Genomic DNA, 23,157 nt, shown 5'->3' with positions numbered 1-23,157 from the left:
CATTTTTACTTTCTAAATTGGTTGCATTTTTAATGTGACTAACTTTCAAAACAATCAATTAAAGATAAAAGAAATAATGAATAAAATTTTAGCTTTTTTTTGTGCAGTGATAATTGTAGGTTGTTCTTCTATTGATAATGGTGTTAATAATCCAGATTCGGGAAGTAATAATTTAAAATCACTTGATACCTTCACTTTCGATCCCTTAAGTAAAATCCAAAAAGTAGAAATACCAACTTATTATGATGGCTTGTTTGATACAGCAAGACCCTATTTAGATGAAAAGTACCCTTACACCTATGTCAGTAAACCTCAAGCATACATAATTGATGACGAGATTATTTCTTTTGCTCCTTGGTTTCCTGTCGAAGGAAGGTTTACGGTTTTTCCAACCGCTCACTATATAGTTATAACTCAAGAAACCGAGAGTGGCTTAGTCTCCGCACGATTTAATCATGAACAAGTAATTAAGCTGTTAAGTGAAGAGTATAAAATTACTGAGCATACAAGTCCGTTTTTTCATTATGTTCTAGAGGTTTCTCCAAGTGAACAAGCCAATTTTGTAGAAGATATCCATAAAAAATTGAGTAGACTTCCTTCAGAATAAGGATTGTTGGTTAAATTTTGGTCAATAAAGTCAGGGGTTCTGGCTTTATTGATTGCATGGAGTTCTATTTATATTGATTTGGGCTTTGTAATAGGTAGTACGCCATAATAACAAGAGCCGATCTTGTAGGGTTTCTGGATAAATATTCAGCTGTGCGTGATAAATAAGAATAAGTAAACGCGAGGTCTCTGATGAAATACAAAAAGCGTCAGAAGTATAAATACACTCTCCATTCTGAAGAAAAGATTGAGACGCACATTTCAGTGAGTCAGGCGTATGACAGCCCTTTTCTTAGTTTGTCCAAACAAGGCGTGTTAACGATTAAAAAGGGCTATGCATGGGATGGAGCGAGTGGGCCAGCGTTAGACACAAAAAACATTATGAAAGCTTCTTTAGTGCATGATGCTCTTTACCAACTCATGAGGGAAGAGGTGTTGCCTCAAAGTGCTCGAAAGCATGCGGATGCGTTGTTGAGAGAAACGTGTTTAGAAAAAGGAATGTCTAGCTTCAGAGCAGCTTATATCTATTATGGCGTCAGAGTTGTCGGCGGCTTCTTTTCTAGACCCGATACTTTGTGTGCTTAATGGGAACATCTTTCCAACGTTTAACTGTTTATTTATACAGTTTAGTTATGTAAGCTCCAAGGTGATACAAAGGAGTAGTACATAATGACAATAAGATATGAAGAGCATGTGCCAAGCCCGAAAGAATACTGTGATATGCGTATCAAAGCCGGGCTATCACCCAAATCGTTGAAAGCTGCTGAAATTGGCCTACCCAATTCGTTATATGGCGTATCTGTTCGGGATGAAGGAAAGCTCATTGCAATGGGTCGGGTTGTTGGTGACGGGGCGTGTAACTTCGAAATTGTCGACGTTGCCGTTGATTCTGATTATCAAGGTAACGGTTTAGGTAGAAAAGTCATGGAATACATCGACGGTTATCTTTCTTCTGTTGCACTTGAAGGCTCTTACGTTTCTATGATTGCTGATGAACCGGTCTTTTACGAAAAGCTTGGTTATAGGCTGGTGGCTCCTAAAAGCCAAGGGATGACAAAAAAGTTTAAGCCAAAGGCGTAACACGTATTCAGCTGTGAAGATAAGCACTAGAAAACAGGAGTTTAATTTCCTGTTTTCTATATTAAATTTGTATTTAAGCCACTTCTGGAATTGGTTTGGGTAGCTGCTCTAAATCAGGCTCTTTTTGAACAGTAGGAATTTGTCCCTCACCCACAGCACTGATGTAACAGCCACTAAGTTTAATGGCAAGGTACATATCAGCTCGCAGTAAGATGCCTCCTTCACTGGTGCTGATACCAGTAAGCTCACACCATTGACGAAGACGTCGTTTCCTTCCTGCGAGGATTAAGCGTACACCTCTCTTTTTCAAAGTATTGTGAATATCTGCCAGTGTTGCCATCACACTGAGATCCAAGTGAGTAAAGCTCGATACGGCGTCGATGACAACGCAACTTGCGTCTTTGTGATGCTCTGCCTGCTCTAACACTCTACGTTTAAAGTAAGGAGCATTGAAGTAAGTTAGCGGTGAGTTAAAGCGGTAAATCACCATTCCAGGAATAGGCGAAGCTTTTCCTGAGTCGTCGATGGTCCGAATGGTACCTTTTTCATCCAAGCCAAGTAGCTGATCACTCGGCCGCATGACAATACGTAAAAATTGAAACAGCCCTAGCAATACCGCCAAAGTGATCCCCGGTATTACACCCACGATCAACACAGAAATAAAAGTAATGATGGCCAGATAAAATGCATCTTTGTCACGAGATTTTAATTTCCAAATTGCTTTAAGATCGAGCAGCGATAGGGACGCAATGATCAATACAACACCAAGTGAAGCGATAGGGATGAACTGCAAAGGCTCGTAAATAAATACCGCAATAATGGCGATGGTGATTGCGGCGACAATCGAAACTAATTGAGATTTACCGCCATTTGCATCATTGACGGCTGTGCGTGAGTCAGCGCCGCTTATCGCGAAACCTTGTGAAAACGCTGAGGCAATGTTGGCAAAACCCAACGCCTGAAACTCTTTATTTGCATCAATATCATAACCGTTTTTAGCCGCGAAACTGCGGGCGGTGAGCATCATGCTAACAAAACTGACAATCGCAAGGTTGAGCGCTGGGACTACTAGTTCACGAACTTCACCTAGCTCAAATTCTGGTGTTTGAAACTGAGGGAAGCCACCTTGAGTGAGTCCGACAACCGATACGCCCATCTCTTGTAAATGGAAAAACCAAACTGACGCAGTAGTTACGAGGATCGCCAGCATGGCAGCAGGCCAAGTTGGTCGGTAGCGTTTGGTGAGCAAATAAACGACAACCGTCACGATACTCAGAGTTACAGTAGGCCAATGAAGATCGGTTAATCGTTGTGGAGCTTCCCATAAACGTTCCAGTAAATAACGTTGCTCGTATTTCAAACCGACTACTTTCGCAAACTGACCAACGATAATTGTGAGAGCAACACCGTTGAGTAGACCCAAAAGAATCGGACGAGAAAGGAAATCTGCAAACACTCCTAGCTTGAAACGACTTGCCAGTACACACCAAATCCCCGTCATCGCTGTCATGGTCATAACCAACTGCCAATGTTTTGTGGGGTCACCTGCGGCAAGTGGTGTCACAACAGCAGCGATCACTGCACAGGTTGCTGCATCGGGTCCGACAATGAGTTGTCGAGATGTGCCCATCATGGCGTAAACCAACATTGGCAGTACACACGAATACAGACCGACAATTGCGGATACACCAGTTAACTGTGCATAAGCTATGGCAACTGGCAGTGCAACCGCGACAACAGAAAAGGCGGCTCTAAAGTCGTTAACAAACCATTCTTTTTGATAATGCTTAAGCTGAACAAGCCCTGGGAACCACTGTGCGAGTAATATTTTAGCCAACGGATTTACCATATATGTGAGTGAGTTACTTAAAGTATACACCGCTTAGTTGGAACGTCTGTGAGTTAGTTATCACTGGAAATCGGGGGAAAGATTGGAGTGCGTGGCTTTTATTGCGATTGCGCAGGGGCTTCGTGGTGTGAGGTGTTATGAATGCGATTCTGGAAGCAATAAAAACGGGAGCTGATACTCCCGTTTGTGGTCTCAGATACTAGAGTTACGCGACACTATCCATCTGAGGGTATAGCGGCTTTGCGGCAAGCAGTTCCGGCTCAAAATCGTCAACGTTGATTGTATCTAGACGATGCTGTTCCGCTTCTCTGAGTAGATCGGCTTCTTCTTGCGTGATAAAGCCTTGCTCTAGCCCTTCCTGAGCAATCATATCCAAACGTAAGAATGGGCGACGCTTACCCTGCGCTTTACATACTTTGTCAAACACAGGCTCAGCTTGAAGAATGACTGATAGTGCAAGTTCAATCTTACCTGCTGCGTTGTGCTCGGTTGGTTCAAGGTATTGACCGCGACCAATGCGTGAGCGCGTTGCACTTGGCGTTTGTAGAATGCGCGCCACTTTACTGTCTAGTTTATCGCTTGGTGCTTTGCGTACGCGACCAAATGGCATGATTAATACGCGTAGCGCACGGCCAATTACTTTGTTCGGGAAGTTTGCTAAGAATTCATCTACTGCCACTTCCGCTTGTTTCAAACTGTCTTGTAGACCCCAGTGTACTAATGGTAAATCTTCGACTGGACGGCCATCTTGCTCAAAACGTTTCAACGTCGCAGAGCTCAAATATAGCTGGCTTAGAATGTCACCAAGACGTGCTGATAGACGCTCTTTACGCTTCAAAGAGCCACCTAGCACTGCCATTGAGATATCCGATAGCAGAGCAAGGTTTGCACTGTAACGGTTCAATTGTTGGTAGTAACGCTTGGTTGCATCTTTGGTTGGTGATGAAGAGCCCAGACCGTCGCTCAAACCAAACCAGATACTGCGCACTAGGTTACTCATTGTAAAGCTCACGTGACCAGCAAGCGCTTTATCAAACTTCTCGACAGCATTACTTGCTTCAGAATACGCCGCGTTCATTTCTTCAAGAACGTACGGATGGCAACGGATTGCGCCTTGGCCAAAGATGATCATTGAGCGTGTTAGAATGTTAGCACCCTCAACCGTTACTGCGATTGGCGCACCTTGGTAACCACGAGCTAGGAAGTTAGAAGGTCCCATACAGATACCTTTACCGCCTACGATGTCCATTGCATCGATGATGCTTTGCTGGCCGCGGTGCGTACAGTGATACTTCACGATAGCTGAGATTACTGAAGGCTTTTCACCTAAGTCGATACCCGCAACGGTTAAGTTGCTTGCTGCATCCATCACGTAAGCATTACCACCCAAGCGTGCTAATGGTTCTTCAACCCCTTCCATATGGCCGATAGGCTGTTTGAACTGACGGCGAATACGTGAGTAAGCACCGGTTGCCATTGCCGCAGTTTTGATGCCACCTGTTGAGTTTGAAGGTAGCGTGATACCACGTCCAACCGACAGACACTCAACCAGCATACGCCAACCTTGGCCCGCCATTTTTTCGCCACCGATAATGAAATCGATAGGAACAAAGATGTCTTTACCGCGCGTTGGACCATTTTGGAATGGCACATTGAGTGGGAAGTGTCGGTTACCAATCTCAACACCTTTGACATCAGTTGGGATAAGCGCACAAGTGATGCCAAGATCTTCTTTGTCGCCTAGCAAACCTTCAGGATCGCGAAGTTTGAATGCTAAGCCTAGTACCGTTGCGACTGGCGCTAGGGTGATGTAGCGCTTGTTCCAAGTCAGGCGCATACCCAGTACTTCTTTTCCTTCCCATTCGCCTTTACAGACCACACCGTAATCTGGAATAGATCCAGCGTCAGAACCCGCTTCTGGACTTGTTAGGGCGAAACAAGGGATTTCCTTACCTTCAGCTAGACGCGGTAAGTAATGATTTTTCTGATCTTCAGTACCGTAGTGTTGCAGTAGCTCACCTGGGCCCAAAGAGTTAGGAACACCAACGGTAGACGATAGAACGCCAGAAACACCCGTTAGTTTTTGTAGTACTAGTGATTGCGCGTATGCTGAGAATTCCAGACCACCGTACTTTTTCTTAATGATCATGGCGAAGAACTTATGATCTTTCAGGTATTGCCAAACTTCTGGCGGTAAGTCCGCGAGTTCATGGGTCACTTGGAAATCACTCACCATGGCGCACACTTCATTCACAGGGCCGTCTAAAAAGGCTTGTTCTTCCGCACTTAACTTAGGTGCTTGAATTGCGTGTAGCTTTTGCCACTCTGGTTTGCCTTTAAATAGTTCGGCTTCCCACCAGACGGTACCTGCGTCTAACGCTTCTTTTTCGGTTTGAGACATAGCTGGCAGCACTTTCTTGAAAAGCACTAGCGCTTTGCGGCTAATTAAAGACTGACGTACGCCAGGAACCGCGAGCACAGCTGCGGCGAGAACGTAAATAGCCCAACCAATAACGCCGACAGTTCCTGCTACTGTAAGAGCCAGCATGGCCGCGGTGAGTAAGCTAATAGATTTCACGAGAGACATGCGGTGGTAGAGCGTAATGCCTAGCACGATCGCCATCGTGATGATTGAGAGCAAGATGTCCATATATATTTTCCTTTTCAGACTTTATAAGTTTTGTACGTCTGCATGTTAGGTAAGAGGTCTAACCAGTTGGTTTAAGTGTAATCAAAATATTAAGGAAATGTAAAACATAAGATTGGATAAAAAGTGATCTAAGTAGAGTTAAAATTCTAAAGTTGAGATTTGAGTGATGGTTTCATGAGCAAGTTGACAAGTTTATTACCATCACTAATCTAAATCTGTTGGTTCACTATCGACACTAATTCTCGTTTGTGGGTAAACTCAGAGTAATCAAACCCGAGTTCAGGTTTATGAAATGTCCGATACCAAATTGGTATCAGAACAATTTGCTCAGTGAGTCTAGAGCTGACTGAAGCCGAAATAATAAAGAGAACGTCTTATGTACCATGATCTGATTAGAAGTGAATTAAACGAAGCTGCTGAAGTGCTCAACAAATTTTTAAGCGATGACCATAACATTGCGCAAATCGAAGCAGCGGCGAAAATGATTGCTGACTCATTCAAGCAAGATGGTAAAGTATTGTCGTGTGGTAACGGTGGTTCTCACTGTGATTCAATGCACTTTGCCGAAGAGCTAACAGGCCGTTACCGAGAAAATCGTCCTGGCTATGCTGGTATTGCTATTTCAGATCCAAGCCACCTTTCTTGTGTGAGTAATGACTTTGGTTATGACTTCGTGTTTTCACGCTATGTAGAAGCGGTTGGCCGAAAAGGTGACGTACTGTTTGGTCTGTCGACGTCAGGTAACTCAGGTAACATCCTGAAAGCGATTGAAGCAGCACAAGCGAAAGGCATGAAGACGATTGCGCTAACAGGTAAAGATGGCGGCAAAATGGCAGGCCTTGCAGATATTGAAATTCGCGTGCCACACTTCGGTTATGCAGACCGCATTCAGGAAATTCATATTAAGATTATTCATATCATCATTCAGTTGATCGAAAAAGAGATGGAATAATCGTTTTACGGCCACCGTTTCGAGCTGTGTTGTTAGGGAGTTTTTTAAACCATGTGTGAATTGCTCGGTATGAGCGCTAATGTTCCAACGGATATTTGTTTCAGTTTTACTGGGCTCATGCAGCGTGGAGGTCGAACCGGCCCACACCGTGACGGATGGGGGATCACCTTCTACGAAGGGAAGGGCTTTCGAACCTTCAAAGATCCCAAGCCAAGTTGTGAGTCTAAAATAGCAGAGTTGGTACAAAATTATCCCATCAAAAGTCGTGCGGTCGTTAGTCATATCCGACAGGCGAATCGTGGTGGTGTTAATTTAGAAAATACTCATCCCTTTACACGTGAGCTGTGGGGTAGGTATTGGACGTTTGCGCATAACGGTCAGCTCTCTGGCTACCAAGACTTGCATACAGGTCGACATCGACCTGTCGGTGAGACAGATAGTGAACTGGCATTTTGCTGGTTATTGAAGCAAATGGAAGATCGATATCCTGAGCCACCAAAGGATATGGAGTCGGTATTCTTATATGTTGCTAAATGTTGTGATGAGCTAAAAGAGAAGGGTGTATTTAACATGCTTCTGAGTGATGGTGAGTATGTAATGACGTATTGCACCAATCATTTGTATTGGATCACAAGACGCGCACCGTTTGGAAAAGCCGCGTTGCTTGATGAAGATGTGGAAATTAACTTCCAAGAAGAAACAACGCCACACGACATCGTTTCTGTGATCGCAACTCAACCTTTGACGGGCAACGAAGCTTGGCAGCGTATGAAACCTGGCGAATACGGCTTGTTTCACCTAGGTGAACTAGTCAAAAATAATGCCTCTGAACTGGTAAATGTGCCGTTTGCGGCGGCTAAGCCGGGCAATCAAGCGCCAACCGAACCGTTAGAGTGATGGTCTCTTACTCTGAATATAAAAATAAAGCTCGCTTAATCGCGAGCTTTATTTTTATGCGTTTTAAACCGAGGGCGGATACGGATGAGCATTCTTACTTTCTAGAGTGCTGGTAGTAGAGTCCTAGTCTCGCTAAGGCTTGCTGTAAAGACGTAACTGATAGAAATTTCTCATAAAACACCTCGTCAGTCTGAACGGTGAAGAACGAACCAGATTCAGAATCTACTTTCCGAGTGTTATGTTACTCAAGTGGTTATGGGATTTTTTAGAATGTTGGGTTTTAGGTTTCTAGTCTAACTACGGCTTTCTTGAATCAAGTTTATAAGTATTAAAACAACCAAGAGCAGCCCTCAGGCTGCTCTTTTGTGCTTGGAGTTTATTATTCAGGGCTACTCATCTGAGGCGTACCCATGTACGCCAAGCTCTGCGCCATCTAAATAGGCTTTACCATCCTTCATGATCAACCGCTCGTCTACCAGCCACTTAGCCACCATAGGGTAGATTCGGTGCTCCTGCGCCTGAACACGTGCCGCAAGTACACTAGCATCATCGTCTTCGAACACAGGAACTTTTGCTTGCAGTATGACAGGGCCACCATCAAGCTCTTCCGTTACAAAGTGCACACTCGTACCATGTTCTTTATCGCCAGCATCAATTGCTCTCTGGTGTGTGTGTAGCCCAGGATATTTTGGTAGAAGAGAAGGGTGGATATTGATCATCTTACCCATGTAATGAGAAACAAATGCGCTGCTCAGAATGCGCATGTAACCAGCAAGAATAATCACGTCTGGTTGGTATTCATCTATTTGACTCATTAGCTCTGCATCAAAGCTTTCACGCGAGCTGAATGCTTTAGGGTCGACAAAGTGACCGTCTACATCAAAATTTTTTGCACGTTCTAAACCAAAAGCATCTGCTTTGTTAGAGAACACGGCTGCCACTCGTGCGTTTGGCATGCTGTCTTCGCAAGCTTCCAAGATAGCTTGCAGGTTACTTCCGTTACCCGAGATGAGGACCACAAAGTTTTTTAGGGTATGGTTTTTCATGATGTCGAGAGCGCCTTGGTATTGTAGGTTGGAGTTATGTAGCTTCTAAACTACCTACTAATAGAATGGTTTTTAGTGTTCTAGATAGCAAAATGAGGACCTAGTCATCTAGTGTCCTCATTCTTCTTATCTTTTGAGCTCGATTTGCAAATTATTGGATTTCAACTTGCTCTTCGTTCGCGTCTGCTTGTGCGATTTGACCAATCACCCACGCGTTTTCGCCTTCTTCTTTAAGAAGAGCAACTGCTGCGTCTGCCTGGTCTTTCGGTAGTGCGACGATTAGACCTACACCACAGTTGAATGTGCGGTACATTTCGTGTGTGTCGACGTTGCCTTTCTCTTGTAGCCACTTGAAGATAACTGGCCATTCCCAACTGTTACCATCGATAACTGCTTTCGTGCCTTCAGGCAGTACGCGTGGGATGTTTTCCCAGAAACCACCACCAGTGATATGAGAAATCGCATGGATGTCGTGTTTCTCAATCATCTTAAGTGCTGACTTGATGTAAATTTTTGTTGGTTCTAGTAGGTGCTCACCAATAGTGCGGCCTGCTAGCTCTTCGCTCTTATCTGCACCAGATACTTCTAGGATCTTACGGATAAGGGAGTAACCGTTTGAGTGTGGGCCGCTTGAGCCAACAGCGATAAGTGCATCACCAGCAGCGACTTTCGTGCCGTCAATCACGTCTTCTTTTTCTACTACGCCAACACAGAAACCAGCTACGTCGTAGTCTTCGCCTTCATACATGCCCGGCATCTCCGCAGTTTCGCCACCAATTAGGGCACAACCTGCTTGAACACACCCTTCAGCGATACCTGAAACAACATCCGCTGCGGTATCAACGTCTAGTTTGCCTGTTGCATAGTAATCTAGGAAAAACAGTGGCTCTGCGCCTTGCACGATAAGATCATTTACACACATTGCCACTAGGTCGATGCCGATCGTGTCGTGCTTGTTCATATCCAGTGCTAGGCGAAGTTTTGTGCCAACGCCATCAGTACCAGAAACCAGTACAGGTTGTTTGTATTTAGTTGGCAATTCGCATAGCGCGCCAAAACCACCGATACCACCCATAACTTCAGGGCGACGAGTACGTTTTACCGCACCCTTAATACGATCCACAAGCGCGTTGCCTGCATCAATATCTACACCAGCGTCTTTATAGCTAAGAGAAGAGTTGTTACCACTCACAGGGAAGTCCTCGGTATTAAGTTGGATATGAAAACGGCGCTATTCTAACAGTGCTTAAACATAGATAGCAAACGTTTGCGTCTGTTTTTTTCTTTAGTGATTTATCCTGATATCCCTGTGAAAATCATGTATAATCTGAAGGTTTGTTTAAATATTGCCAACTATAGCCGGAGATGGACATGAAAGTTGTTGAAGTAAAGCACCCTCTAGTAAAACATAAAATTGGTCTAATGAGAGAAGGTGACATCAGCACAAAACGTTTTCGTGAGTTAGCGACTGAGGTCGGTAGCCTACTTACTTACGAAGCAACGTCAGACTTTGAAACAGAAAAAGTGACCATTGATGGTTGGAACGGTCCGGTAGAAGTAGACCAGATTAAAGGTAAAAAAGTAACCGTAGTGCCAATCCTACGTGCAGGTCTAGGCATGATGGATGGAGTTCTTGAGCACATGCCAAGCGCACGTATCAGTGTTGTGGGTATTTACCGTGATGAAGAAACGCTTGAGCCAGTTCCTTACTTCAACAAGCTTGCTTCAAACATCGAGGAGCGTATTGCGCTTGTTGTTGACCCAATGCTTGCAACAGGTGGTTCTATGATTGCTACTATCGATCTCCTAAAAGAGAAAGGTTGTAACCAAATCAAAGTGCTGGTACTTGTTGCTGCACCAGAAGGTATTGAAGCGCTAGAAAAAGCACACCCAGATGTTGAGCTATACACTGCGGCAATCGATGAGAAGCTTAATGACAAAGGCTACATCGTTCCGGGTCTAGGCGATGCAGGTGATAAGATCTTCGGTACTAAGTAATTCTTTGATGTATTACTATGACTGAACAGAAAAAGGCTTGGTGAAAACCAAGCCTTTTTTGTATCTACAAGAGGAGAAGAGTAAGACACGCCACCTAATAAAGCGGCGCAAACGAACTATTTCGCGCTTTCTTCTTCCATTTGTGCGTTATCCACAACGTGGTTTTCACCTAAATCGTTTGGTAGCACAAGGTTAAGAATAATTGCCACGATACCGCATAGGCTCACACCTTGTAGACTGAACTCACCAATACCGAAAGCCATACCACCAATGCCAAACACAAGGGTTACGGCAACAATCACTAGGTTACGAGACTTATGTAAATCAACGTTATTCTTGATCAGTGTGTTGAGGCCTACCGTTGCGATGGAGCCGAACAGCAGAATCATGATGCCGCCCATAACAGGAACTGGAATCGTTTGAAGAACCGCACCTAGCTTACCTACCAATGCAAGTACGATTGCGGTGATTGCTGCCCAAGTCATGATCACAGGGTTAAATGCTTTGGTTAGCATTACCGCTCCTGTTACTTCACTGTAAGTGGTGTTTGGTGGAGCACCCACCATCGAAGCTGCGATAGTTGCCACCCCGTCACCTGCGATTGTGCGGTGAAGGCCTGGTTTTTTCAGGTAGTTTTTACCTGTAACGTTTGAGATAGCAAGCATGTCACCTACGTGCTCAACCGCAGGTGCGATAGCGACAGGAATCATGAACAAAATTGCGTTGATATTGAACTCTGGCGCGGTGAAGTTTGGCATGGCTAGCCAAGCCGCTTGTTCTACGGGAGTGAAATCAACCACACCGTAGAATAGAGAAACAGAGTAACCAGCAAGAATACCACCAACAATAGGAACGAGCTTCAAAAAGCCTTTTGCAAAAACGCTGAGTACAATGGTTGTGAGCAGTGAGACCGCCGAGATAATGATCGCAGCATCACCATTAACTAGCTGTGCAGCTCCATCACCAGTTTTACCTACCGCCATGTTCACTGCCGTTGGGGCAAGGCCAAGGCCGATAACCATGATCACAGGGCCAACGACAACGGGCGGGAGAATTTTATGGATAAATCCAACACCACGCACTTTGATCATCGCCCCTAGAGCCACATAAACTAAGCCCGCTGCCATCAAGCCGCCCATCGTTGCACCGATACCCCAAGTTTGGATACCGAACATAATAGGAGCAATAAACGCAAAAGAAGAGGCAAGGAAGATGGGAACAGAACGTTTAGTCATTAATTGGAAGAGGAGAGTACCGACACCGGCACCAAAGAGGGCTACGTTTGGATCAAGGCCAGTTAGGAGCGGCACAAGCACCAAAGCACCAAAAGCGACAAAGAGCATTTGAGCGCCTTGTAACGCGTTTTTCATAATAATTCCCTATTTTCAAGATACGCAGACAAATCCGGCGAATACTATCATCCTGCAATCGTTTGCAATGTTGCATAGATCAAACTTTCGATTGAATTTTTCTCATAAATAGCACTTTTGAGAGTTGCTTGCTTGCAAATTGTCCTCTTTTACGTGTCTTGCGTGAAGATGAAAAATGGACAGCCTAACTTGTTGAGATAGCTTAATAAGCAATGAGTTTATTATAAAAAATAGCACTGAAGCGCTGGTTGAGGCCCGAGTTAACAAAGCTGGTCATAATACAGACAATTTACTCAGTACTTGCCTTGCTCAAGATTTGATAGTTGCTTATTATTCGGGTTCTTGTTCAGAGGATTATAAAAACTATGCGCTATTTAGCTCTCTTACTGATAGGTTGGTTGTCCCTACCAGTATATGCATTAACTCAGGTGGATATCTATCGTGCCGAAGTGGTTATCGACAGTGAGCAGAACGACGGTGAGTCTTTGGCTCGTCAACAAGGTATGCAGGATGTGATTGTTCGAGCGACCGGTTCTCAATCCTCTTTAAGCAATCCAGTGATTAAAAAGGCACTCAGCTCAAGTGCGCGTTACATTTCTCAACTGAGCTATGGGCAGGTTGATGGAAAAGCGAGCCTAAAAATGTTGTTTAACAACGACCAAATCAGCTCTCTTTTAACACAAGCACAATTGCCATCTTGGTCGCCAAATCGTGCCAATATTTTAGTTTGGATGGTTGAAGAACGGGGTTACGATCGTAACATTGCGTGGGAACATTCTGAATCTTCAAATGTTGCAGCACTTCGTAGCGCAGCGAAATTAAGAGGCCTACCAATCACTATCCCGGTTGGGGATTTTGATGATGTGACCGGTGTTAATGTCTCTGATCTTTGGGGCGGCTTTATTGAGCCAATTGGTCAAGCCAGCCAGCGCTACCCAGCTGACGCCGTTTTGGTTGTACGAGCTCAAGGTGAACAAATTCGTTGGACACTCTACGACCAGTCGCCAACGAGAATTGTAGAAGCGCAACGTTCTCCGCGTAGCGGGTCTGCATCAGGTGCTAATGCTATTGCAGAAATGGTGGATGGCATCGCAGACTACTATGCAAGTAAGAGTGCAGTTGTGGTTTCAGGAAAGTCTTCAAAAGCGCTAGCAGTGAAAGTCCTTAATGTAACCTCTGCAACGGACTTCTTCCGTTTAGAGAATGCGTTAAAACAACTTAATTCGGTTGCGGGTACAGAGATTAAGCGTGTTCAAGGGGACGAGTTAACGCTCAACATCCACCTTTTGGCATCACAACAAGCTTTTGAGAAAGAAGCTTCTTCTATTTCTCAATTAATGGTTTTTGAAGATCCTTTAGGTGAAGTTGATGCCCCAGCTTCAACTCAAGAAGAAGAGCCATTGGTTCAGAGTAATGAAGCAAAAGACGCCGCGACGCCAAAAGAAGCGCAGCCTGAAGTACCAGTAGATATTGTGGCAGAAGCAAGTGACGAAACACAGCCAACTCAGCCGATGATTGTGGAGCCTGTCCGAGAACAGTATGACTTGATCTACGAGTGGCGCTCGGCATCGTAATCTCCTTGGTAGCGTTCCAGGCGTGAAACGCAAGGATCAAAGACCAATGTGGTAAGCATAAAAAAGAGTCGCAATAGCGACTCTTTTTGTTTTCTAAATTCGTATTCGAACCAATGATCAGTGATTGACTGCAATTGGCGTTATTTATTGAATTTCGCTTTTTCTTCTTTTTCTACTTGAGAGAGGCGTTTCAACTTAAGACCTAGCTCTTTGCCTCTCGCTCTAGCAAACAAAATATTGCCAGCGAAACCGAGTGAAGTCAGTATCAGTTCCACTGCCGCAAGCCAGCGTTCACCCCCATCCACATAGAGGATGGTCAGCGCATGCAAGAAATACAGCATAAGAACAAAGTTAGCCCAAGCATGAGTGTAAGGCTTACCAGCTAAAATACCAGGCAACGGAAGTAGTAGCGGAATACACCAAGCAATAGCAAGTGTTGTGCTGCTGAGGTGGGGATGAGGGGATAACGCAAGCTGCCAAATAGCGACCCAGGCTAATAAGGCTAAGTTGCCAAATAAAGCCAGGTAACGATAGGTTTTAGCCTGTGTACCGAGTGGTGTTTGGTCTAAAGAGTCAGACATCGATTAACTATCCTTGATTTTACTAACAGACTTTTAGTTTTAACGCTGCAGTTGCCAGCCTTTTGCCTAATTGTTGTGCCAGGCGAATCTCTTCACTGCTTAGGGTTGCCTCATGGCCTACACTGCTGGCGCCATACGGAGTGCCTCCGGACTGCGTAGTGTGTAACTCTGGCTCGGAATAAGGAATGCCCAAAACCATCATCCCGTGATGCAATAAAGGGGTCATCATGCTTTGTAACGTTGTTTCTTGACCACCATGCATCGAGGACGAAGAGGTAAAGACACAAGCAGGCTTATCGATTAAGTCACCACTGACCCATAAAGATGTAGTCTGATCCCAGAAGTGCTTTAAAGGCGCAGCCATGTTGCCAAACCAGACGGGACTGCCAAACGCTAGACCGTCGCACGTTTTTAGTTCCTCTAGAGTAACAATTGGATCAGAAGGGGAGTGTGAGTGAGGTGACAATTCTTCAACTGTACGCAAAATTGCTTGGCATTGAGGAGTCGATTCGACTCCTCTTGCTATTTGTCTTGCCAGTTGTTTTGTCGAGCCATGACGGCTGAAATACAAAATAAGGATCTGGCAATCCATTTATAAAATATCCAACACTTGCTCTGGTGGGCGACCAATTTTTGCTTTGCCGTTAGCAACGACAACCGGACGCTCAAACAACTTTGGATTTTTCGCCATAGCTTCGAATAATTGCTCATCGCTGACGGAGTCTTCGCCTAAGCCAAGCTCTTTATATTCACTTTCTTTAGTGCGCATCATTTCACGTACAGATGAAAAGCCAAGCTGGGCGTACAGCGCTTTTAGTTCATCCACGTTAAGTGGTGTGTCTAGGTATTTGACGACTTCCGGTGTAACACCATTTTGCTCAAGTAGTTCAAGTGTTTGACGGCTCTTTGAGCAACGAGGGTTGTGATAAATCACGACTGACATGGTTTTCTCCATTTCGTTATTGTAATGCCATGAATCGATCTCTTTGGATCATGAGTTGGTCGATACGGGCATCGTATCGCGCTTGCTCTAAGCTGCCCAACTTGGCCATTTTACTTGCTTCACTATAATATTGAATCGCTTTATTCCAATTTGCTCGCAATGCCAAAATTTCCGCTCGAGCAGCCAATTCTTCATCGCTACGCCCTAGCGCGTGGTAGCTCTTCGATATTAGGTGCCAGCCATTTGTATCTTCAGGATAGTCATGAGTGTACCTTTGAAGAACTCGCGTGGCTTGATCGTTTTTATTGTCCTCAAGTAGCGCATTGGCGTAGTTAATGGTTAATACTTTATTTTGAGGGTTACGAGATAACGCTTTACGGAGCATCTCGGTCGCTTTTTCTGGCTGCTTCTTCTCGATATATAAATCCGTCATAGCGTCCAAGTAAAACGGGTTACTTGGGTCTTGTTCCAGTAACTTTTTCAAAATTGGTTCCGCTTGAGATAGGCGTTTATTGTCTAAATGCACGAGTGCTCGACCATAATCAAAAGCAGGTGTAATGTCCGCAGAGGCTTTCTTTTGGGTTCTCTCAAACCAGCTCAGGGCGGCTTGTCCATCAATGCCAGCGTAACGAGCCACAATGCGCGCGCGAGCTAGATGATAGTCTATTGAAGGCACAACACGCATTGGAGGATAGGTTCTTGCTCGCGCACGGCTATCGGTAATTCGATCTTCAGGCAGAGGGTGAGTCAGGAGCATTGGTGGCGGTTTACTTGCATAACGATACTCATCAGCAAGACGGCCAAAAAACCTTGGCATTGCTTGAACATCAAAACCGGCTTTTGCTAGTGTCGAAATACCAAAGCGATCCGCTTCTTTTTCATTCGCGCGAGTGTAGTTGATTTGACTTTGCATGTTGCCCGCGGTTGCTGCTGTAATTGCAGCCATCCCCGCTTCGGGTGAGGCAATTGAAAGCAGTAGTGCCCCCGCAAGTGCGGCTAATGTGGCCGGAGAGCGGCGTGCTTGTTCTTCCATACTCCGAGCAAGGTGACGTTGTGTGACGTGCGCTATCTCGTGAGCGACAACAGAGGCCAGCTCACTTTCTGAACGAGCATGAAGAAACAACCCAGAATGCAGCGCTACATAGCCACCAAAAAACGCGAATGCGTTGATATTACGGTCGCGAATCATAAAGAAGTGGAACGGCGTTTTTACATCATTCGCATTGGCCACTAATTTGTGCCCAAGAGAGTCAATATATTCATTGATGACAGGGTCATTAACGATAGGTTTACTGGCTCTGAGCATACGCATATAGGCGTCGCCATAAATCAACTCTTGGTCTATTGAAAGCGTACCACCAGCAGCTGTGCCAATGTCTGGCAAGTCAATGCTATTGGCATAAGTTGTCGGCGAACTGATGGCAGCAGCAAGACATAAGCAAACTAGCGAGCGAGTGCGTTTTAACATACGTTTAAAAGGTTCTCCAAAATACATAAGCATGTGGTTACAGGTCGAGAGCCTATTAACAGCGCCACATACGTTTTGGTTATCCGTGAGGATATAAGCTAACAGTAAGACCGGAAATAAATGAATTGGTTTCGTAAATTATTTTATATCCGAGCTATTTCAGCATGTGGTTAAATCATGTCAGAAGTGCTAGCACCAGCTCAAAAAGCCGTTACAATACAACCCTATCATAAGTGCAGAGCAATACAATGGAATCCATGTTACTTGATTTGCGTGAGCAACGTTGTCCTATGGCACTGTTACTTGCAAAGCGTCATGCTGCTGAGGTCTTTCAAGGAGAAGCAAAGCAGTATCATCAACTTGTCATTCAAGTGGTGGACAACAGCTCTAAACGAGACATTGTGAACTATCTTAGTGCCCAAGGGTACTCGGTTGATTGCCAATCTACATCAGAGCACTACACATTGACTGTCTTCAATAAGGAATCCGCATAAGATGTTTGAAATGGTTAGTCGTTGGTATAAACGACGTTTCTCTGACCCTCACGCAGTAAGTCTCGTCGCGATCTTGCTGTTTGGCTTTATCACCATTTACTTCTTTGGACACTTGATTGCGCCATTACTTGTCGCGATCGTTTTGGCTTATCTACTTGAATGGCCAGTTGTCAAAATGTGTCGTATGGGCGTGCCGCGCACTTTGTCGGTTATTATCGTGATCTTGGTCTTTGTCGGGTTAATGTTAATTGCGTTGTTTGGCTTGGTTCCGACGATTTGGACTCAGGTCGGTAATCTAATTAACGATATTCCGAACATGTACAACGGGCTACAAAAGTTTATTGTCACATTGCCAGAGCGCCATCCTGAACTAGCCAATTTAGAAATAGTAGAAACCGTGGTGACGAACGCCAAAAACCAAGCACTGGGGCTGGGTGAAAGTGTCGTCAAAGGGTCGCTTGCTTCATTAGTTAGCATTGCAACGCTAGCGGTATATTTGATCTTAGTGCCACTCCTTATCTTCTTTTTGCTTAAAGACAAAGAAGAAATGCTGCGAATCGCAAGCGGTATTCTGCCGAAAAACCGTAAATTGGCGAATAAAGTTTGGCATGAAATGAACGAGCAGATATCAAATTACATTCGCGGTAAAGTGTTAGAGATTTTAATCGTGGGCGGTGTGAGCTACGTGACTTTTGCCCTTTTAGATCTTCGTTACTCGGCGTTGCTTGCCGTAGCCGTTGGTCTGTCGGTTTTGATTCCTTATATCGGTGCGGCGGCTGTTACTGTACCTGTTGCTATCGTTGGTTTGTTCCAATGGGGTTTAACGCCTCCGTTTTATTGGTTGTTGCTTGCTTACGGTATTATCCAGGCGCTGGATGGTAATGTGTTGGTTCCTGTTCTGTTTTCCGAGGCAGTAAACTTACACCCAGTTGCTATCATTGTGGCTGTATTAGTCTTTGGTGGGCTGTGGGGTTTTTGGGGGGTGTTCTTCGCCATTCCTTTAGCGACATTAGTCAAAGCCGTATGGCATGCATTACCAAGCACGGAAGAAAACGAACCTGTCGAACAAGAGTAGTTGTTACCAAAGGTACGATGGTTAAAAGAAAGCCCAGCAGTTTGCTGGGCTTTTTGTTTGTAGAAAAACAATAGCGTTTAAGCGTTTTCGTTTAAGTAGTTTAATACGACTTCGTGGTGATCTTTGGTTTTGAACTTGTTGAACACATGTTCGATCACGCCTTCTTCATTGATCAGAAAGCTAATGCGGTGAAGACCGTCGTATACTTTGCCCATGAATTTCTTTTCGCCCCAAACGCCGAACTGGTCAGCAACGGCATGGTCTTCATCAGAAAGCAGAGTGAAGTTTAAATCATCGCGCTCGATGAACTTGCCTAGGCGCTTTACAGGGTCGATGCTTACGCCGAGTACCACCACGTTATGTGCATCGAGTTCAGCTTTGATGTCACGAAGGCCTTTTGCTTGTGTAGTACAACCCGGCGTCATCGCCTTAGGGTAAAAGTAGAAAAGTACTTTCTTGCCTTTAAAGTCTTCAAGAGAAACGGTATTTCCGTCTTGGTCGAGCAAAGAGAAGGCTGGCGCTGGCGAGCCTGCTGTCAGCGTATTCATTTTGATTTCCTTTACTTTATAGTGTGTTTTTAATGAAATTCAGAGAACCTTGTACGTTGAGCGACTTACAAAGTTCATCGAAGTCTTCTTGTAACTGCATCAAATTAAAATCCGCGCTTACAGATGCAGTAATCGCAATATGAAACTGGTCAGAATCGAGTTGAATTTTCGACTTGCTGATGGTTTGCGCGCTAAGAGAGTCTAAACCAATCTGCTGATCAGCGAAGAACTTAGTAAATTTTTCAGTTAACCCAGGGCGGTCTTCAGACTCAATAAACACTTCCATGGTGTAGCTGTTATCGAGCAGTTCGTGCGCCGCTGTGCGTTTCATGATCGTAATAAGGTCATGTTCTTGGCCAAGCAGGGGCAATTGTGTTTCAACTCGAGTCACGCTGCTGGCGTTCCCAGTCAGGAGCATGATCAGCGTAAATTCGCTGCCAAAGATAGCGATACGGCTATCGACTATGTTACAACCAGCTTGAGTAACGAGCTGTACGACTTGGTTACAAATGCCTGGACGGTCCGTTCCAACTGCTGTAAGTACCAGATGTTGCTTCATAAATGAGCTTCTTGTCCTTTCTTCAATAGAGAGATGTTAGCACAGATATTGCGAAGAAATATCGAGCCAGTTCTTTTTTAGTCCATAAAAAAGCAGTCGGAGCTTGAGGGGAGTGGTGGGAAATAAACAGTAAATGCAGGCTATAGGATAAACAAAACGTTTGCATGATGTGCTTGCCTATTGTCTGGCCGTTTTATTCACTTAGATCTGACTTGGCTAACAAGACCAAAGAGTATATTTTCCTTGCTTGTGCTCTTCAGTATTTTCCAAATCACTGATAGATTCTAAAGTCACTCGAAAGCCCAACACGATTATCAATATTGCCGTTAATCAAACCAAATAGAGCAATTAAGTTGCTAGACCTCTAACAACTGATAATTATTCATTCATTTGTACTTTGTAAGCGAGTTTACGCTCTTGTGTTTTTCAATCGCATTACAGTACCATGCAGAAAGAGTTAAATGAGGGAGATAAACATGTTTTCAGGAAGTATCGTAGCGCTGATTACGCCATTCAAAGCAGATGGCGAAGTAGACTTTGACGGTCTGCAAAAGCTAGTAGAGTACCACGTTGAAGCGGGTACAGACGGTATTGTGGCAGTAGGCACAACAGGTGAGTCAGCGACACTGACCATTGAAGAGCATGTGAAGGTCGTTAATAAAACTGTTGAGTTTGCCGACGGTCGCATCCCTGTGATTGCTGGCACGGGTGCAAATGCAACCCATGAGGCAGTAACATTTAGCAAATTACTGGCTGATTCTGGTATTGCTGGCTTCCTGAGTGTGACACCGTATTACAACAAACCAACTCAAGAGGGTTTGTTTTTACATTACAAGGCAATTGCCGAAGCGAGTGACGTGCCTCTAATTTTGTACAACGTACCAGGCCGTACTGCTGTTGATATGCAGCCAGAAACAGTGGCACGCTTGTCAAAGCTTGATAATATCGTGGCTCTAAAAGATGCAACGGGCGATTTGGAACGAATTGCAATTCATCGTGAACTTTGTGGCGAAGATTTTATCTTACTAAGTGGCGATGATGCGACAGGGCTGGATTTTGTGAAACTTGGCGGCAATGGTGTTATCTCGGTAACGAACAATATTGCAGCTAAAGACATGGCAGACATGTTCCATTTGGCAAGTGAAGGTAAGTACGAAGAAGCAGAAGCGATTAACCAACGCTTGATGACTCTACACAAAAACCTTTTCATCGAAGCAAGCCCTATCCCAGTAAAATGGGCAGCGCAAAAGCTTGGTTTGATTGAAGAAGGTGGTTTGCGTCTTCCTTTAACTACGCTTTCTGAAAAATCGCAGCCGATCGTCGAGCAGGCGCTAACAGACGCCCATATTTATTAAGATTGAGCTATTAAGATTGAGTTACTAGGATTGAAGTTCATACTGGGGGCCAAAGCGCCCTCGGTGTTTTAGGAGTATAGATGAAGCTTTCAAGCCAGTTAGTGTTAAGTTCATTAGCTGTATTCGTATTGACTGCCTGTTCAGGTGGTGCCAATCAACGTCGTCAAGCAAAAGATGACTTCGAGTATTTGAACTCCCCAAATTTGGGTGAGTGGAATGTCCCACAGGGTGCACAGCCTCAGTTTTACCCTAACTACGAGATCCCTCAGGGTAACTACGCTGGTGGTGTCGGTAAAGATGTCGACATTCGTCCACCTCAACAAGTCCTAGAGCTTATTCCCGGTGCACGTCTAGACCGCAGTAGTGATGGTGAAGTGACACTTTGGCTACTTCGTAAAGATGAACTAGATAAAGTTTGGCAAACGGTGCAAAACATGGTCGCGGCTAACGAGATTCCAGTTGAAAGCCAAACAGACTCTCGCATCGAGACAGGATGGGTGACTTGGGATTCGCCAGATGAAGAGCTAGAAATTGGCAGCCGATATGAAATCGTACGCGCTGAAGCAAATGGTCGACACGGCTTTAAGGTGAGCCTTATTGACTGGCGTGAAGGCAATCAAGTGAAAGAAGTAACGGCGACCAACCGTGAGCGCTACAATGTGTTCATGACGAACTTGGTCACCGCTCGCTACGATCAAGAAGTGCGTGAAGAAGCACAGCGTAAAGCGCAAGAGTTGGTTAAACAGATCCCAATCACAATGGGTAAAGACCGCAGCGGACTTCCAGTGATTATCGCGCGTGCGCAATACAACATGCTTTGGCAACGTCTGCCTAATATTCTACCTAAGATGGGCTTTAAGATTGAAGAGCGTAGCCAGTCTCAGGGCACAATCACTGCGAAATATGCATCTCCGGATGATGAATTCTGGAACGATATCGGCGTTAAACCAGTGGAGTTAGCCGCTGGTAAGTACACATTCTTACTTGGTGATTTAGGCAACCGTACGTCTATCAATATCACCGACTCCTCTGGCAAGCCAGTAGAAGAAGAGTTTTTGAAATCACTAGCGCCTGTATTGGCTGCAACAGTGAAGCAGTAAACAAAGCGAGCTTAACGCGGCGTGTTTACTTAATGATAGAAAAGGGACCTAGTGGTCCCTTTTTTGATGTTTAGATTAAATGTGTCGAGATGAAGCTGGTGAGTAACTAACGAGGCTCGTTTTTGTTTTTATCTTCTTCAGCGTAGCGCTGTTTATCCAATGTGTTCAGCTTATCTAAATCGTTCTTACGGCTTTTATCCATCTGACCAAACTTCATTTTTGCGGTATATTTGAGTGCGGCAATATTACCAATGACCACGCTCAACACTACAATAATAATGACCCAAGGATTGGTTAGTATTTCTATCATAGAGCCTCCGGCGGCGTGATATTGTGAATAAATTTGGCAACGACGTTATCCAAATTATTCAGTATGACGTCAATCCCTGCAATGTTGTCGGTCTGATTTTGTTTAATCAACTGGCTTCTGAGTACATCAAGCGTCAACTGCTCGAGGCATTGCTGCCCGACAGCGCGGTGACTAATGTGCCAAGGCTCAATCGAAACGCCACCTAAATCATGCTGATAAGGAAAGAAGAAACCGAACCGACCAAGGTTGGCTTTTAACCATTGGTAGAACGCCTGCTGGTGGCCTTCAAGATACTCCCAAGGTTCCAACTTGAGTTTTGTGTCAGCAGGCAATAAATTGCGCGCATAGACATCAAAATCACAACCCCAATGATGACGACTTCCTCCGGGCAATGCCGACCAGCGCAAAATGGCCATCAATTTCTCTTTGTCATTTAACTCTGTTTTATTCAAAGGGCGGGAGTTGATGTCGAGAATTGGCAACTCACCAGAAAACTTCCCGTTCCAGATGGCTTTTTGGCGATTAAAGTCACGAAAACCACTGGCGATTTCCATTTTGAAACCTGCTTCTGTTGCCGCTTCAATCATCTTTAGCAGATCGTCAGCCACTTCAGGGTGGAGTAGAAACGCTTTTTGATCCACTAAAGTGGATTGAAGATGGGAATCAGTGATTCCGGTGAGTTGCTCTGGTGTCATTGTGTTC

24 protein-coding genes are annotated in these 23,157 nt (G+C 44.7%); 11 read left to right on the top strand and 13 right to left on the bottom strand.

Features of this window, described 5'->3' with window-relative positions; translation table 11 throughout:
• Positions 1–76: 76 nt before the first annotated feature.
• The 3 genes from MTF70_RS01820 (at position 77) to MTF70_RS01810 (ending at position 1,686) form a co-directional block, all read left to right on the top strand.
• The gene (locus tag MTF70_RS01820) at positions 77–607 is read left to right on the top strand and encodes a hypothetical protein (RefSeq protein WP_005380387.1); all 531 of its coding nucleotides are present in this window, start codon (positions 77–79) and stop codon (positions 605–607) included.
• Positions 608–798: 191 nt separating this feature from the next.
• Entirely contained in the window at positions 799–1,191 is a 393-nt protein-coding gene (locus tag MTF70_RS01815; RefSeq protein WP_042521425.1) for a DUF1353 domain-containing protein, read from the top strand.
• An 84-nt stretch (positions 1,192–1,275) separates the two neighbouring features.
• A complete protein-coding gene (locus tag MTF70_RS01810; RefSeq protein WP_005391824.1) occupies positions 1,276–1,686 on the top strand; it encodes a GNAT family N-acetyltransferase in 411 nt (136 codons plus the stop codon).
• A gap of 73 nt (positions 1,687–1,759) precedes the next feature.
• On the opposite strand, the gene MTF70_RS01805 is transcribed toward MTF70_RS01810, so the two are convergent.
• Complete coding sequence (locus tag MTF70_RS01805) at positions 1,760–3,535, bottom strand: SulP family inorganic anion transporter (protein WP_042521426.1); 1,776 nt, start codon at positions 3,533–3,535, stop codon at positions 1,760–1,762.
• 205 nt (positions 3,536–3,740) lie between these two features.
• The gene (gene fadE, locus MTF70_RS01800; RefSeq protein ID WP_005385392.1) at positions 3,741–6,185 is read right to left on the bottom strand and encodes an acyl-CoA dehydrogenase FadE; all 2,445 of its coding nucleotides are present in this window, start codon (positions 6,183–6,185) and stop codon (positions 3,741–3,743) included.
• Between the two features lie 376 nt (positions 6,186–6,561).
• Between fadE and lpcA the strand changes: the two genes are divergently transcribed.
• Positions 6,562–7,137, top strand: coding sequence for a D-sedoheptulose 7-phosphate isomerase (lpcA, locus tag MTF70_RS01795; protein WP_005380392.1), 576 nt, complete (start codon positions 6,562–6,564; stop codon positions 7,135–7,137).
• A 51-nt stretch (positions 7,138–7,188) separates the two neighbouring features.
• Positions 7,189–8,034, top strand: coding sequence for a class II glutamine amidotransferase (locus tag MTF70_RS01790; protein ID WP_005385395.1), 846 nt, complete (start codon positions 7,189–7,191; stop codon positions 8,032–8,034).
• 389 nt (positions 8,035–8,423) lie between these two features.
• Here MTF70_RS01790 and purN read toward each other — a convergent pair whose 3' ends face one another.
• Both purN and purM read right to left on the bottom strand, forming a co-directional pair.
• Positions 8,424–9,080 carry a phosphoribosylglycinamide formyltransferase gene (gene purN, locus MTF70_RS01785; RefSeq protein ID WP_248393835.1) on the bottom strand — a complete coding sequence of 219 codons (657 nt, stop codon included), beginning with the start codon at positions 9,078–9,080 and terminating at the stop codon, positions 8,424–8,426.
• A 151-nt stretch (positions 9,081–9,231) separates the two neighbouring features.
• Positions 9,232–10,272 (bottom strand): phosphoribosylformylglycinamidine cyclo-ligase, encoded by a 1,041-nt coding sequence (gene purM / locus MTF70_RS01780; RefSeq protein WP_005389861.1) that lies wholly within the window; start codon positions 10,270–10,272, stop codon positions 9,232–9,234.
• A gap of 179 nt (positions 10,273–10,451) precedes the next feature.
• On the opposite strand from purM, the gene upp reads away from it, so the two are divergent.
• Positions 10,452–11,078: a uracil phosphoribosyltransferase gene (gene upp / locus MTF70_RS01775; protein WP_005380401.1), complete on the top strand. Its 627-nt coding sequence runs from the start codon at positions 10,452–10,454 to the stop codon at positions 11,076–11,078.
• Between the two features lie 116 nt (positions 11,079–11,194).
• Here upp and MTF70_RS01770 read toward each other — a convergent pair whose 3' ends face one another.
• Entirely contained in the window at positions 11,195–12,448 is a 1,254-nt protein-coding gene (locus MTF70_RS01770; protein ID WP_005389855.1) for a uracil-xanthine permease family protein, read from the bottom strand.
• 365 nt (positions 12,449–12,813) lie between these two features.
• On the opposite strand from MTF70_RS01770, the gene MTF70_RS01765 reads away from it, so the two are divergent.
• A complete protein-coding gene (locus MTF70_RS01765) occupies positions 12,814–14,022 on the top strand; it encodes a DUF2066 domain-containing protein (RefSeq protein ID WP_042521428.1) in 1,209 nt (402 codons plus the stop codon).
• A gap of 140 nt (positions 14,023–14,162) precedes the next feature.
• Here the strand turns inward: MTF70_RS01765 and MTF70_RS01760 are convergent, their stop codons facing one another.
• The 4 genes from MTF70_RS01760 to MTF70_RS01745 are packed head-to-tail and all read right to left on the bottom strand — an operon-like array spanning position 14,163 to position 17,014.
• A complete protein-coding gene (locus MTF70_RS01760) occupies positions 14,163–14,603 on the bottom strand; it encodes a DUF2069 domain-containing protein (protein ID WP_005380407.1) in 441 nt (146 codons plus the stop codon).
• 22 nt (positions 14,604–14,625) lie between these two features.
• Positions 14,626–15,195: an NAD(P)H:quinone oxidoreductase gene (gene wrbA / locus MTF70_RS01755; protein ID WP_005380409.1), complete on the bottom strand. Its 570-nt coding sequence runs from the start codon at positions 15,193–15,195 to the stop codon at positions 14,626–14,628.
• Positions 15,196–15,546 (bottom strand): arsenate reductase (glutaredoxin), encoded by a 351-nt coding sequence (arsC, locus tag MTF70_RS01750; RefSeq protein ID WP_005380410.1) that lies wholly within the window; start codon positions 15,544–15,546, stop codon positions 15,196–15,198.
• Between the two features lie 16 nt (positions 15,547–15,562).
• Complete coding sequence (locus MTF70_RS01745) at positions 15,563–17,014, bottom strand: M48 family metallopeptidase (protein WP_005394337.1); 1,452 nt, start codon at positions 17,012–17,014, stop codon at positions 15,563–15,565.
• A gap of 257 nt (positions 17,015–17,271) precedes the next feature.
• Between MTF70_RS01745 and MTF70_RS01740 the strand changes: the two genes are divergently transcribed.
• Both MTF70_RS01740 and MTF70_RS01735 read left to right on the top strand, forming a co-directional pair.
• Positions 17,272–17,508, top strand: a complete 237-nt coding sequence (locus tag MTF70_RS01740) for a sulfurtransferase TusA family protein (RefSeq protein WP_005380414.1) — start codon at positions 17,272–17,274, stop codon at positions 17,506–17,508.
• A gap of 1 nt (position 17,509) precedes the next feature.
• On the top strand, positions 17,510–18,583 hold the full coding sequence (locus tag MTF70_RS01735) for an AI-2E family transporter (RefSeq protein WP_005389843.1): 1,074 nt from the start codon (positions 17,510–17,512) through the stop codon (positions 18,581–18,583).
• 77 nt (positions 18,584–18,660) lie between these two features.
• Here MTF70_RS01735 and bcp read toward each other — a convergent pair whose 3' ends face one another.
• Together bcp and MTF70_RS01725 are read right to left on the bottom strand one after the other, a co-directional pair.
• Positions 18,661–19,131, bottom strand: a complete 471-nt coding sequence (gene bcp / locus MTF70_RS01730; RefSeq protein ID WP_005380418.1) for a thioredoxin-dependent thiol peroxidase — start codon at positions 19,129–19,131, stop codon at positions 18,661–18,663.
• Between the two features lie 16 nt (positions 19,132–19,147).
• Positions 19,148–19,690: a glycine cleavage system protein R gene (locus tag MTF70_RS01725; RefSeq protein WP_005380420.1), complete on the bottom strand. Its 543-nt coding sequence runs from the start codon at positions 19,688–19,690 to the stop codon at positions 19,148–19,150.
• A gap of 476 nt (positions 19,691–20,166) precedes the next feature.
• On the opposite strand from MTF70_RS01725, the gene dapA reads away from it, so the two are divergent.
• On the top strand, positions 20,167–21,045 hold the full coding sequence (gene dapA, locus MTF70_RS01720) for a 4-hydroxy-tetrahydrodipicolinate synthase (RefSeq protein ID WP_005380422.1): 879 nt from the start codon (positions 20,167–20,169) through the stop codon (positions 21,043–21,045).
• 80 nt (positions 21,046–21,125) lie between these two features.
• The gene (gene bamC / locus MTF70_RS01715) at positions 21,126–22,145 is read left to right on the top strand and encodes an outer membrane protein assembly factor BamC (RefSeq protein WP_005380424.1); all 1,020 of its coding nucleotides are present in this window, start codon (positions 21,126–21,128) and stop codon (positions 22,143–22,145) included.
• A 106-nt stretch (positions 22,146–22,251) separates the two neighbouring features.
• On the opposite strand, the gene MTF70_RS01710 is transcribed toward bamC, so the two are convergent.
• Together MTF70_RS01710 and MTF70_RS01705 are read right to left on the bottom strand one after the other, a co-directional pair.
• The gene (locus tag MTF70_RS01710; RefSeq protein ID WP_005380425.1) at positions 22,252–22,455 is read right to left on the bottom strand and encodes a DUF2897 family protein; all 204 of its coding nucleotides are present in this window, start codon (positions 22,453–22,455) and stop codon (positions 22,252–22,254) included.
• Positions 22,452–23,150, bottom strand: a complete 699-nt coding sequence (locus MTF70_RS01705; RefSeq protein WP_042521432.1) for a M15 family metallopeptidase — start codon at positions 23,148–23,150, stop codon at positions 22,452–22,454. The genes MTF70_RS01710 and MTF70_RS01705 overlap by 4 nt, the downstream gene beginning before the upstream one ends.
• Positions 23,151–23,157: the final 7 nt, after the last annotated feature.

It is taken from the genome of Vibrio sp. 2CM40D (assembly GCF_023161825.1).
In the GTDB taxonomy this organism is placed as follows: domain Bacteria; phylum Pseudomonadota; class Gammaproteobacteria; order Enterobacterales; family Vibrionaceae; genus Vibrio; species Vibrio alginolyticus.
This window is presented reverse-complemented; position numbering and strand designations above follow the sequence as displayed.